The sequence below is a fragment of the Branchiibius hedensis genome (genome assembly GCF_900108585.1).
Lineage (GTDB): Bacteria > Actinomycetota > Actinomycetes > Actinomycetales > Dermatophilaceae > Branchiibius > Branchiibius hedensis.
In genome coordinates, this window is record NZ_UESZ01000001.1 from 1,917,339 (window position 1) to 1,930,413 (window position 13,075).

Annotated in this window: 10 protein-coding genes and 1 pseudogene; 2 read left to right on the plus strand and 9 right to left on the minus strand. The window is 67.1% G+C overall.

Annotated elements, in window-relative coordinates:
• The first annotated feature begins 100 nt into the window (after positions 1-100).
• Positions 101-1,102 (plus strand): hypothetical protein, encoded by a 1,002-nt coding sequence (locus tag DR843_RS09360; RefSeq protein WP_109685257.1) that lies wholly within the window; start codon positions 101-103, stop codon positions 1,100-1,102.
• Positions 1,103-1,134: 32 nt separating this feature from the next.
• On the opposite strand, the gene DR843_RS09365 is transcribed toward DR843_RS09360, so the two are convergent.
• Complete coding sequence (locus DR843_RS09365) at positions 1,135-2,121, minus strand: GlxA family transcriptional regulator (RefSeq protein ID WP_211310209.1); 987 nt, start codon at positions 2,119-2,121, stop codon at positions 1,135-1,137.
• Positions 2,122-2,191: 70 nt separating this feature from the next.
• On the opposite strand from DR843_RS09365, the pseudogene DR843_RS09370 reads away from it, so the two are divergent.
• A pseudogene (locus DR843_RS09370) lies at positions 2,192-3,487 on the plus strand (MFS transporter).
• A 75-nt stretch (positions 3,488-3,562) separates the two neighbouring features.
• Here DR843_RS09370 and DR843_RS09375 read toward each other — a convergent pair.
• The 8 genes from DR843_RS09375 to DR843_RS09410 form a co-directional block, all read right to left on the minus strand.
• Positions 3,563-5,524: a TIGR03960 family B12-binding radical SAM protein gene (locus DR843_RS09375; RefSeq protein ID WP_109685259.1), complete on the minus strand. Its 1,962-nt coding sequence runs from the start codon at positions 5,522-5,524 to the stop codon at positions 3,563-3,565.
• Between the two features lie 19 nt (positions 5,525-5,543).
• Positions 5,544-7,358: an AMP-dependent synthetase/ligase gene (locus DR843_RS09380; protein WP_109685261.1), complete on the minus strand. Its 1,815-nt coding sequence runs from the start codon at positions 7,356-7,358 to the stop codon at positions 5,544-5,546.
• A gap of 87 nt (positions 7,359-7,445) precedes the next feature.
• Positions 7,446-8,582: a rod shape-determining protein RodA gene (rodA, locus tag DR843_RS09385; protein ID WP_109685263.1), complete on the minus strand. Its 1,137-nt coding sequence runs from the start codon at positions 8,580-8,582 to the stop codon at positions 7,446-7,448.
• A gap of 7 nt (positions 8,583-8,589) precedes the next feature.
• Positions 8,590-9,537 (minus strand): bifunctional riboflavin kinase/FAD synthetase, encoded by a 948-nt coding sequence (locus tag DR843_RS09390; RefSeq protein WP_109685265.1) that lies wholly within the window; start codon positions 9,535-9,537, stop codon positions 8,590-8,592.
• A gap of 44 nt (positions 9,538-9,581) precedes the next feature.
• Positions 9,582-10,691 carry a Nickel transporter NicT gene (nicT, locus tag DR843_RS09395; RefSeq protein WP_245934067.1) on the minus strand — a complete coding sequence of 370 codons (1,110 nt, stop codon included), beginning with the start codon at positions 10,689-10,691 and terminating at the stop codon, positions 9,582-9,584.
• Positions 10,692-10,772: 81 nt separating this feature from the next.
• Positions 10,773-11,717: a tRNA pseudouridine(55) synthase TruB gene (gene truB, locus DR843_RS09400; RefSeq protein ID WP_109685267.1), complete on the minus strand. Its 945-nt coding sequence runs from the start codon at positions 11,715-11,717 to the stop codon at positions 10,773-10,775.
• The gene (rbfA, locus tag DR843_RS09405; protein ID WP_109685269.1) at positions 11,650-12,063 is read right to left on the minus strand and encodes a 30S ribosome-binding factor RbfA; all 414 of its coding nucleotides are present in this window, start codon (positions 12,061-12,063) and stop codon (positions 11,650-11,652) included. The genes truB and rbfA overlap by 68 nt, the downstream gene beginning before the upstream one ends.
• 39 nt (positions 12,064-12,102) lie before the next feature.
• Entirely contained in the window at positions 12,103-13,071 is a 969-nt protein-coding gene (locus DR843_RS09410; RefSeq protein WP_211310210.1) for a TRM11 family SAM-dependent methyltransferase, read from the minus strand.
• Positions 13,072-13,075 lie beyond the last annotated feature (4 nt).

Sequence of the window (13,075 nt, forward strand, 5' to 3'; positions counted from 1 at the left end):
CGGGTGCGCACGCTCGGTGTGTCCACAGGGGACGGCCGACTATCCACACAACGGCAATCCAGGCTGTCGCCGACCGCTGGCGTGCCTGCACGGTGGCCGCATGAGCACTGTGCCCGATGCGCCCTTCAGCACCGCCTCCGGACTACAGGCCGGGTACACCTACCGCCAACTGACCGGTCCGCGGTTCGTGTCCGTGCATCGCCGTCGCGGCATCTGGGACGTACCCGCAGCCTCGCGCACGTTGCTCGAACTCCTTGCGGCCGACCGCCTGGTGTTGCCGAGCCAGGCGGCGATCAGTCACCTCACCGGGTTGGCGCTGTATGGACTCGAGGTTGATCCTGGGCCGCGCCGGCACTGGAGCACCAGCCATCAGGAGACCTCCCGGTTGCGATCCATCGTGCTTCATCGGCGCCAATCCCTCGGGGAGGTTCGGCAGATCGAGGGACTGCCGGTGCTATGCGCCGCGCGCTGCTTGGCTGACGTGGCGCCGCACGTATCCATTGTCTGGCTGGTCGGCGCGGGTGATGCTCTGATCCACTCCGGCGTGCTCACGATCGGCGAGCTGCGCGAGTTCGCCAACGGCAGTTTCCACGGCTCCCAGCGTTTGCGCCAAGCGGTGCGGCTGATGCGCGAACGCTCAGCATCCTTCCGGGAGAGCGGAACTCGGCTCATCATGGCGTGTTCGGGCCTACCTGAGCCGGAACTCAACGTCAGGTTGTACGACGCGTGCGGGGCTTTCGTGGGCAAACCGGACTTCCTGTGGCGCAAGCAGTCGGTGTTCGCCGAGTACGACGGCTGGTATCACGAGCGCGATGCCGATCAGCGCGACTACGACATCCACCGGATGGAACGGCTGCGGCGACTCCGGTTGGAGCCGGTGACCTTGACCAGCAGCGACTACGCGCGACCAGTGATGCTGTCCCAACGACTGTGGCAGGCGTTCGCTGCGCAGGGCTTCGGTGGCGAGCGCCCGCTCTTCGACCTGCGCCAGTGGCAATCGTGGAGCACTCCCCCACGAGGTCGACGTGATCCGCGGCGTGCCGAGACGCCACCACCCCGACTTCTGCAGCGCAACTCACCTGAACCGGACGCGCCCAGGTGAGTAGCGCTTCAAAAGTCGGGAGGGGCGCCGGGTCAGGCAGCGCGGGAGAAGGTCGCCCGGTACGCCGCGGGAGCCAGTCCTGTGCCGGCGCGGAACTGCGCCCGGAAGGCGGCCGAGGTCCCGAATCCGGAACGGCCCGCGATGGATTCGATGTTGAGGTCGGTGCCTTCCAGTAGCTCCTTCGCCGCTTCAATCCGTGCACCCGTCAGCCACTGACCGAACGTCTGACCGGTCTCCTCCCGGAACCGCCGGGTGAAGGTGCGCACACTCATCGCCGCCTGTCGGGCTGCGGACTCCAAGGTGATCGACTCCGCGAGATGCCTTGTCGCCCAGTCCCTTACCGGGGCGAGTCCACCATCGAGGCGCTGCGGCACCGGCCGCTCGATGAATTGCGCCTGGCCACCCGAGCGCATCGGTGCCACGACGCAACCCCGGGCCACCTGGTTGGCGATCTGCGGTCCGATATCCGTGCGGATGAGATGCAGCAGTACGTCGATGCCGGCCGCGTTGCCCGCCGACGTCAGCACGTCACCGTGATCCACGAAGAGCACCTCCGGGTCGAGATCGACCTGCGGGAAGAACCGCCGGAACTCCTGCGCGTGCATCCAGTGCGTCGTCGCCCGCCGACCGTCCAGGAGTCCGTAAGCCGCCAACACGAAGGCGCCGGTGCAGATCGACACCCAGCGCGCGGACGCGGGGACGGTGTCGAGGGCGGCGCGCAGCTCGTCGGACAACTCACCCGTCGTCAGTATCGGATTGTCGTTGAACCCACACACGATCACGGTGTCGGCGTGCCGCAAATCGTCAACGGAATGCGTTGGGGCAGCGTCGAATCCGGCGCTGGTCCGGACCGGCCGGTCACCGAGCGTGACGTGCCGCACGTCGTACGGCGCACTGCCGGCGGGTGCCGACGGCCAGCCGGGCAGCAACGAGCGATGGCCGAGGAACCGCGACGGGAAGCCCAACTCCATGGTGATCACGCCGTCGAGGGCAAGGACGACGACCCGATGTGGCTGCATGGCCAGATTCTTGCACACCCTGACCAACCGGCCACTCGTCTCGAAGTAGACCAGGGGCCACGATGGACCGGTGACTACCTCGCCCTTGTTCCGCGCGTTGCGTATCCATCCGGCGTGGATCGTCGCGATCGCCACCTTCTTCACGATGATCGGCGCCGCGGGCTTCCGTTCGGCGCCGGGCGTCTTCATGCCGGCGCTACACGACGAGTTCGGCTGGGACATGGGCACGATGAGCCTGGCGGTGTCGATCAACCTCGTGCTCTACGGCCTCACCGCACCGTTCTCGGCTGCACTGATGGAGCGATTCGGGATCCGTCGTATCGCTGCGATCGCACTCGTCCTGATCGCGGCCGGCGCGATCCTGCCGATCTGGATGACCCAGTAGTGGCAACTGCTGGTCTGTTGGGGACTGCTCATCGGCTTGGGCACCGGCTCGGTGTCGATGGCTCTGGTCGCCACGATCACCGGGCGGTGGTTCGTGGCCCGTCGTGGACTGGTCACCGGGGTGCTCACCGCCGCAGCAGCGACCGGCCAACTCATCTTCCTACCGGTGATGGCCGCCCTGCTGACCAGTCACGGCTGGCGCAGCGCGACCCTGGTCATCGGGTGCGCCGCCCTGCTCATCGTGCCCGTCGTGCTGATCTTCCTACGCAACCGGCCCGCCGACGTTGGAGTGACTGCGTACGGGGAAACCCCTGAGCATCAAGCACTCCCACCCGCACCGGCCTCCCCCGGACTGGCACTGACCACGCTGCGGGACGCCGTACGCAATCGGACGTTCCTACTCCTGGCGGCGACGTTCGCGGTCTGCGGTGCCTCCACCAACGGACTGGTCGGCACCCACTTCATCCCCGCCGCGATGGACCACGGGATGGCCGAGACGGCCGCCGCCTCCCTGCTGGCGCTCGTCGGCGTGTTCGACATCATCGGCACGATCTTCTCCGGGTGGTTGACCGATCGCTTCGACCCGCGGCTGCTGCTCGCGACCTACTACGGCCTGCGCGGATTGTCGCTGTTCGCGTTGCCGGCACTCTTCGGCGACAGTATGCATCCGTCAATGCTGGTCTTCGTGCTCTTCTACGGTCTGGACTGGGTCGCGACCGTGCCCCCGACGATGGCGTTGTGCCGCAGCGCTTTTGGTAGCCGGGCACCCGTTGTGTTCGGCTGGGTCTTCGCCTGTCACCAGTTGGGAGCAGCCGCCGCCGCGACCGTCGCCGGCGCGATCCGCGACGACATGGGCACCTACAACCTCGCCTTCTATGGGGCGGGGGCGCTCTGCCTGCTGGCGACAGTGGGCTGCCTGTCGATCAAGGCCCGACGTACGACGCCCGAGACCGAGCCTGATCCGCTGGGTGCCGCCGTGTGACGGCCCCGGACTTTTGCAGCGCAACTCACCTGTGAAAGCACTCCGAGAGTGAGTTGCGCTGCAAAAATCGGCGACTCAGACCACCGTCAGCGGGAGCAACTTCTTCCCCGTCGGGCCGACCTGGATGTCGGTGCCCATCTGCGGACATACTCCGCAGTCGAAGCACGGCGTCCACCGGCAGTCGTCGACCTCGGTCTCGTCCAGCGCGTCCTGCCAGTCGTCCCAGAGCCACTCTTTGTCCAGGCCGGAGTCCAGGTGGTCCCAGGGCAGGACCTCGTGCTCGTCGCGCTCACGGGTGGTGTACCAGTCCACGTCGATCGGCTGATCCTCGAAAACCGTTGCAGCAGAGGACATCCAGCGCTCGTAGGAGAAGTGCTCGCTCCATCCGTCGAACCGCCCACCAGCACGCCAGACCGCCTCGATCACCTGACCGACCCGGCGGTCGCCTCGTGACAGCAGTCCTTCGACGATGCCCGGCTGGCCGTCGTGGTAGCGCATCCCGATCGAGGAGCCGTACCGTTTGTCGGCCCGGATCGCGTCGCGCAGCTTGAGCAGCCGGGCGTCGGTCTCCGCCGCGGACAACTGACCACACCACTGGAACGGGGTGTGCGGCTTCGGCACGAATCCGCCGATGGACACGGTGCAGCGGATGTCCCGCCGGCCGCTGACCTGACGGCCGGTCTCGATGACCCGCCGAGCCAGATCCGCAATCTGCAAGACGTCCTCGTCGGTCTCGGTCGGCAGCCCACACATGAAGTACAACTTCACCTGACGCCAACCGGCGGAGTACGCAGCGGCGACGGTGTTGATCAGGTCTTCTTCGGTGACCATCTTGTTGATGACCTTGCGGATCCGCTCCGAACCACCCTCGGGCGCAAAGGTCAGACCTGATCGCCGACCGCCGCGGGTGAGCTCATTGGCCAGGTCGATGTTGAAGGCATCCACCCGCGTCGACGGAAGCGACAACCCGGTCTGCGTGCCCTCGTAGCGGTCCGCGAGCCCTTTGGCGATGTCACCGATCTCGGTGTGGTCGGCCGAGGACAGCGACAGCAACCCGACCTCTTCGAAACCGGTCGCGGCCAGCCCGCGCTGGACCATCTCGCCGATCCCGGTGATCGATCGCTCCCGCACCGGCCGGGTGATCATGCCCGCCTGGCAGAACCGGCAGCCGCGGGTGCAGCCGCGGAAGATCTCCACCGACATCCGCTCGTGCACGGTCTCGGCCAGCGGCACCAACGGCGCCTTGGGGTAGGCCCATTCATCGAGATTCATGACGGTGTGCTTCGACACCCGCCACGGCACACCGGACAGCGACGGATCTGACGACGGTGCCACGCGCTGGATCCGGCCGTCCGGCAGATACGACACGTCATAGAAGGCCGGCACGTACACCCCGCCGGAGCGCGCCAGCGACAGCAGCAGCGCCCGCCGACCGCCGGGGCGACCAGCTGACTTCCATTGCTGGATCAGCGAAGTCACCGCCAGCACCGCTTCCTCACCGTCACCCACGATGGCTGCGTCGATGAAGGACGCGATCGGCTCGGGGTTGAAGGCGGCGTGGCCGCCGGCGATCACGATCGGGTCGTCCTCACCCCGGGAAGCGGCATGCAACGGGATCCCCGCCAGGTCCAGCGCCGTGAGCATGTTGGTGTAACCGAGTTCGGTCGAGAACGACAGCCCGAAGACGTCGAAGTCGCGCACCGGCCGGTGGGCATCGACGGTGAACTGGGGGACGCCCGCGGACCGCATGGCTTCCTCCATGTCCGGCCACACGGCGTACGTGCGCTCGGCCAGCACACCCGGCTGCTCGTTCAGCACTTCGTACAGGATCATCACGCCCTGGTTGGGCAGGCCGACCTCGTAGGCGTCGGGATACATCAGGGCCCACCGCACGGTCAGTTCCTGCCCCGCAGGACCGAACCCGCCGCAGTTCCAGTCCTTGATGGTCGAGTTCAACTCGCCACCGACGTACTGGATCGGTTTACTCACCCGCTCCAGGAGCGGTTCGAGGTCTGTGAAGATCGACTCCCCTGCCATACCGACCAGGGTAGGCGGCTCAGTCGGTGTAGAGGGAATCCAACTGATCCTTGTACTTCTCGATGACCGTCTTGCGCTTCACCTTCAGGCTCGGGGTGATCTCGCCGTCTTCGACCGTCAGATCCCGCGGCAGGATGATGAAGCGCTTGATCTGTTCCCAGCGGCCGAGGTCGGAATTCAACGTGTCGATGTAGCCCTTGACCAGATCGCGGGTGGCCTGGGACATCACGACGTCGTGGTAGTCGCCGGGGACCTTGTTGCTCGCTGCCCACTGCATGATCGCCTCCTCATCGAGGGTGATCAGCGCGGAGACGAACTTGCGGCTCTCCCCTTCGATGACCAGTTGCGAGACGTAGGGGCAGATGCCCTTGAACCGGGCCTCCAGCGCACCAGGCGCGACGTACTTGCCGTTGGAGGTTTTGAACAGGTCCTTCTTGCGGTCGGTGATCTTCAGATGGCCGCTGGGCAGCAACTCGCCGATGTCACCGGTGTGCAGCCAGCCGTCGATGAGCACCTCGGCCGTCGCGTCGGGCAGGTCCTTGTAACCGGCCATGACTCCGCCGCCCTTGATCAGGACCTCGCCGTCGTCCGCGATCCGGTACGTCGTGCCCGGCAGTGGCGGGCCGACCGTCCCGATCTTGTTGTCGCTGGGCAGGTTCACGCCCGCGGCGGCCGTGGACTCGGTCAGTCCGTAGCCCTCGAGGATCGGCACACCCAAACCGTCGAACCAGCGGGCCACGTCCGTGTTCAGCGCCGCCGAACCGGAGATGAAGAACCGGACGCGTCCGCCGAGCAGGGTGCGGATGTTGGACAGGACCAGGCGGTCGCCGACGGCGTGCTGGGCGGCAAGGATCGGCGAGACCTTGCCGTTCTCGCGGGCCGCAGACACCTTGCGGGCGTTGTCCGAAGCCCAATGGAACAGCTTGGCCTTGACCCCGCCGGCCGAGTCGACCGTCGTGCTGACCTTGCCGAAGACCTTCTCGAAGATCCGTGGCGCAGCCCCCATCCACGTCGGGCGAATGACCGAGAGGTTCTCGACGATCTTGTCGGGACGACCGTCAACCGCGGTCTCCATCCCGATGCGCACCGCCAGGCTCAGCAGCATCTTGCCGAAGACGTGGGCCAGCGGGAGCCAGAGGTACTGCACATCGTCCGTGCCCAGGATGCCGAGCTTGTCGACGGCGACCGACTCGTAGGTCCAGCAGGAGTGCGGCAGCAGGACGCCCTTGGGTCGGCCAGTCGTTCCTGAGGTGTAGATCAGGGTCGCCAGCGCGTCCGGGCTCAGCTGTGCGAGTCGCGCATCGAGGGTGTCCGGGTGTTGCGCCAGGTAGTCGGCCCCGAGCGCCGACAACTCTGACAACGTGATGACCCAGTCACCGTCGGACTCCCCGTCAAAGGTCACCACCTTGCTGACACCGGGTACGGCGTCCCGGCCTTCGAGGAGCAACTGCACCAAAGTGTCGTTCTCGGCGAAGACGACCGCGCTCTCGGAGTCATTGACGATGAAGCGAACGTCGTCCTGGGTGCTGGTGGGGTAGATCGTCGTCGTCGCGGCACCGGCCCACATCGCGGCCAGGTCGACCAGAACCCACTCGATGCGGGTGGAGGACGCCAGCGAGATCCGGCCCTGCGGCTGGACCCCCAGAGCCACCAATCCTGCGGCCAGGTCGCGCACCTTGTCGGCCGTCTGTGCCCAGGTCAAGGCGGTCCAGGCGTCCCCCTCGGGATACCGGTACGCCGGTGCATCAGGGGTGGCGGCCACCCGCTCCAAAAACATGTGGGCGATGGAGCGCGGCTGGTCGATCGCGGTCTCCTCCGCGGTGAGGGACGTCATGTTCAGATGATACCCAGGCAAGGTCGGCGTCCTTGACTGTTCTCCAGGAGTTCGGGCCAGGCCGCCGAGCCCTACGGGCGGCGAGCCCTACGGCCGGCGCGCGGAATCGTCGGCGTGCACCTTCAACAGCAGGCCGATCCCGATCCAGCAGGCGAACATGCTCGATCCGCCGTAGGACACGAACGGCAGCGGCAGACCGGTGACCGGTAGCACCGCCAGATTCATCCCGATGTTCTGCAGGATCTGGAACAGAAACCAGCTGGACACCCCGACGGCCACCAACCGGCCGAAGCTGTCGTGCGTGTGCCAGGCAATGAGCAGCCCGCGGACGACCACGAAGCCGAGCAGGGCGATCAGGGCCGCGGAGCCCAGGAAGCCGAGTTCCTCGGCGGCCGCCGAGAACACGAAGTCGCTCTGCTGGAAAGGAATGACACCCGCCTGCGTAGCCCGGCCGTGGAGCAACCCCTGACCGGTCCACCCGCCACCGCCGATGGCCAACCGGACCTGGTGCATCTGGTAACCGATGCCGCCGGGGTCGGCGTCCGGATGCAGGAACGCGGTCAGCCGCGCCTTCTGGTAGGCGCTCAGCATCGGGGTGAACAGGGCCGCGCTGACGACCGCCGCCATCGCCGCGAGCGCCCCCGCGATCCAGGGCCAGCGAGCGCCGGACACGGTGACCACGCCGAGGCCGATCATCACCAGGACCGTCGCCGACCCCAGATCCGGTTGGAGGACGACCAGGGCCACCGGGACGGCCACCAGAACCCCGGCGACCATCACGTCGCGGGCCGGTGGGCGTGCGCCGCGTTCGCCGCGCTCGGCCAGCACCATGGGCAACGCGACACAGAGCGCGACCTTGGCGAATTCCGCCGGCTGCAAGGACAATCCGGGCAGTTCGATCCACGACCGGGATCCGTTGATCGTGGAGCCCAACGGCCCGAGTACGGCGAGCAGACCCAGGAGCGCAAGCACGTAGACGATCGGGGCCAGGGTTTGGATCGTGCGCACCCGCAACCGCATCACGCCGAAGGCCATCAGCATCCCGACGGCCAGGTTGAACAGGTGGTGCGCGAGGTAGCCGTGCCCGAAGCGATGCGTCGTGGAGTAGACCAGCGTGGCACCGACCAACGACAACCCGAGCGCGGCGATGACCAGCCCCCAGTCCAGGCGCCACCAGGGCGTTCGGGGCGCGCAGGGCGCAGGGGCCGGGGCGAGCGCCGTCACGGTTCGGTCAGCCGAGCAGGTCGCGGATCTGGTCGACGTCGTGCCCGATCTGTTCGATCAGCGCCTCGATCGTCGTGAACTTCGTGTTGCCCCTGACCCGTTGCACGAACTGCACCCGCACCGACTCGCCGTACAGGTCCAGGTCGTCGCGGTCCAGCACGTACGCCTCGACGGTGCGGCGGTGCACGTCGTCGAACGTGGGGTTGGTGCCGACCGAGATCGCGGCGGGCATCCGGTGGTCCGGGTCGCTGTCGGGCAGGTTGTCGCGGACCAGCCACCCGGCGTACACCCCGTCCTCGGGGACCATGCCGGTGGCGTCGGCGGCCAGGTTCGCCGTCGGATAGCCCAATTCGCGACCGCGTTGCAGGCCGCGCACGACCACGCCGTGCACCTCGGGAGTGCGCCCGAGGATTTCTGCGGCGCCGGCGACGTCGCCCTGGGTCATCCGGGCCCGGGTGTCGGTCGAGGAGTAGCGCCGATCGGTGCCGACGTCGTCGACGATCGCCACGTCGTACCCGAATTCCTGGCCCAGCTCGGCCAGGGTGTGCACGTCGCCGGAGTTGCGCACGCCGAAACGCATGTCGCGCCCGACCATCACCAGGCGGGCATGCAACGCGTCGACGAAGACCTCCTCGACGAATTCGCGCGGTGTCTGGGCGGCCAGTTCGAGCGTGAAGGGCAGCACGAGCGTGATGTCGACGCCGAGCTCTTCGAGCAGGTCCAGCCGGTCTTCGAGGCCGATGAGCGCCTTGGGCGCGCGATCAGGGTGCAGTACGGCGAGTGGGTGCGGCTCGAAGGTAACCGCCACGCTGGTCAGGTGCTCGGCCCGCGCTCGTTGCACCAAGGTCGTCAACAGCGCCCGGTGTCCGCGGTGCACGCCATCGAAGTTGCCGATGGTGACAACAGATGCCTGCAGATCGGCCGGGACCATGTCCAGGGCGGTGAGGCGCAGCACGCGCCAACCTTACCCAGCCCGCCAGGGTCGCTCACGGCGCGGGCTCAGGCCAGTTCGTGCTTGTCCAGACCGAAGACGTGCCAGGCCGCGAGCGCGAGGATCCAGGTGCCGACGAAGATGCCCACGATCACGAAGCCGATGTTGTCCAACTCGATGGAGCCCAGCGAGGCGACCGGACCAGCGGTGATGTCGAAACGGTCGGCGATGACACCGCACAACTCGATCGTGCCGATGATCAGCGCGACCACGATCGAGACGCTGGTGACGGTGGCGTTGTAGTAGAGGCGACGCAACGGCTTGGTGAACGCCCAGCCGTAGGCCTTGCTCATGAAAATGCCGTCCAGCGCGTCGAACAGGCTCATCCCGGCGGCGAAGAGGATCGGCAGCGTGAGGATCGCGTACCAGGGCAGCGCGGACGCGGCTGCTCCCCCGGCCAGGACCAGCAGGCTGATCTCGGTGGCGGTGTCGAAGCCGAGCCCGAAGAGCAGCCCCACGGGGTACATCTGGATCGGTTTCTTCACCGCGTTCAGCATCGGTTTGAGGATCCGGGCCAGGAAGCCACGGGAGTTCAGGTGCTCCTCCAAAGCGGCCTCGTCGAGTTCGCCGGACTTACGGCTGCGCCAGACCTTGATGATGCCGATCAGCGCAATCAGGTTGATGATGCCGATCGCCCAGAGGAAGACGCCGGACACGGTCGTTCCGAACGTGCCCAGGATGGTGTTCAGCGTGGTGCCTTCGGTGGTGGCCGTCCGGGACAGCGCCTTGATCCCGAGCGCGAGCAGCAGGCAGAGCCCGAAGACGATGCTGGAGTGGCCAAGGGAGAACCAGAAGCCCACACTGACCGGTCGCTGGCCCTCGCCGCGCAGTTTGCGGGTGGTGTTGTCGATCGCGGCGATGTGGTCGGCGTCGAACGCGTGCCGCATGCCGAGGGTGTAGGCGGTGATGCCCAGACCGATCCCGAAGAACTGGGCCTTGCCGGTGCCGTCGGTGCCGACCGCGTAGTGCTCCGGCGCGACGATGAACGCCAATGTGCCCCAGCCGATTACGTGCAGCGCAAGGATGAACGCCGCCATACCAGCGATCGATCGGACCTCGCCGCGGGTCAAGCCTCTGACGTTGCTCCCGACACTGCGCACGGAGTCCATAACCGACATGATCGGCAGCCTATCGGTTGATGCGACCTTGTCGCGTCTGGCCCTTCGAACGGTCTTCCGCCCGCCGCGACCGGACGGCCCTCAGCTGATCGGGAACACGACGTGCGAGCGAGGAACGTCCCCCGATTGGTCCAGCATGGCGACCAGGTCCTCGCCTGGCGCGATCGCCGCGACGGGGTCACCGACGGGGCCGGCCAACGAGAGCTTCTGACCGAACCGCAGCCTGCGGGCCTCGTCTTCGTCCAGCGGACGCACCGGGAACTGCTCACGAGCCGCTTGCGCCATCGGAATCACCGGCAGCCCGTCGGGGTCCAGGTCAGCCAGCGGCGTGGCGAGGTCGAGGGTGAACCGGCCGACCGTCGTACGTCGAAGGGCAGTCAGGTGCCCGCCTACACCGAGTGCTGTGCCCAGGTCGCGCGCCAGCGCTCGCACGTAGGTGCCGGACGAAACCTCAACGCGCACATCGAGATCCACGCAGTTACCCGCAGCGCGACGGGCGAGTACGTCGAAGGACGACACCCGTACCGGCCGCGCCGCGAGCTTCACCTCGTCGCCACCACGCACCCGCGCATAGGCTCGTTGCCCGTCCACCTTGATCGCACTGACCGAGGAGGGCACCTGCTGGATGTCACCGGTCAGCCCCGTGATCGCCGTACTGATATCGGCGTCCGTCAACGCCGACGCATCGGCGGAAGCGATCACCGAGCCCTCCGCGTCGTCGGTGATCGTCGACTCCCCCAACCGGATCGTCGCCTCATACGTCTTGTCGCAGCCCACCAGGAAGGTCAGCAGCTTGGTCGCCCGGTTCAACCCGAGGACCAGGACACCGGTGGCCATCGGATCCAGCGTGCCGGCGTGGCCCACCCGGCGGGTGCCGGCCAACCGGCGCACTCGCGCCACGACGTCATGACTGGTCCAGTCGGCCGGTTTGTCGACGATCAGCAGACCGTCGGGCGAGTCACTCCTTGTAGGGATTGGCGTCTCCCGCCGGCTTGGCCGCCGCCGCGGCCTTCGCCAGTTCAGCATCCCTTGCCCGCGCCTCGGCCAGCGCCTTCTCGATCTGCTCGGCGCCTTCGGGCACCGCGTCGTGGATGAACTCCAGCGACGGGGTCAGGCGGATGCCCAGGCCCTGCCCGACGTAGGTGCGGATCCGCCCGCGGTACTCGTTCAGCACGGTCTCGGCCGTCTCACGGTCCTCTTCGCTGCCCATCACCGAGTAGAAGACGGACGCATGCTGGGTGTCGCCGGTGACCCGGACGTCGGTGATCGTCACGAATCCGAGCCGTTCGTCGTTGATCTCGCGCTCCAGATACTCCGCGACCAGCGTCTTGATGCGTTCTGCCACCTTGCGCGCGCGTGCCGGATCAGCCATGGCGAGCCACCTTCCTAGCCGTGAATCGGAGCTACCAGCCTAGTTGCGGCCGACGGGTACGCCGACCATCAGGTCCCGATCGATCGATGCGTCCACGCGGTGCCGGAAGGTGTCCCGTACGACGACCTGCAGTCCGTGCCGCTCCAGCAGCTGCTCGAGGTCATCGGTGGGTGCGACGTGCCGGTTGTAGGACAGCCCGATCGCGCCGCCGGCTTTGAGGGTCCGCAGCCACGCCGGAAGTGCGGCATCGAGCAGTTCCAGCGGCGCCCGGCTGAGCTCGCGGCCGGCGTGGGAGCCGTGCAGCACACCGTACGGCGTGTCGGTGACGATCAGGTCGGCACTGGCTTTGGGGACCACACCGTCCAGTGCCGTGGTGTCGGTACGCAGGTAGGTGACCTTTTGGGTGTCTCCGGCTTTGAAAGCATCCTTGTCACAAGCGGTTTCGAGGTCCAGGCGGGTGCCGCGGTGCGTGGTGGCAATGGTGTGTTTGAGCCGGTGGCTGCGCAACCAGGTCTTGATGAAGACGTCGTACGCCTCGAAGTCCCGCTTGTCTACGTCGACACCAATGGCGTTGTAGCCCAGCAGCATTGCCAGGTTCAGCGTGGTTCCGCGACCGCACATCGGATCCATCACGGTGCGTTTCGCGGTCCGCGTCGTGGCGTGCGCGGCGGTCACGTTGAGGCATAGTCGGGTCCACGTCTCGTTCGTCTTGCCCTGGTACTTCTGGATCGTCACGAGGTCATCGGGATAGATCTCATTGCGCTGCAACGGAATCGGCCGCAGCAGGTCGCCTTCCCACTGGAAGATGGCCAGCGTCGAGGACAGGTTGGACAAGGTGGGTACGTCGTCTTCGGTGGCTTCGCACTCGACGTACGGAACTCCGGCCAGCTGCACCTCGTGGGCCGGACGGCCGAGCAACTCGGTGGCCTCCGCGGCGGCGAGCCGAGGGGCATCGGCGGCGTACACCCGATTCGCCGACGGCGAGACCAGGACCAGGAAATGTGTCACCCGG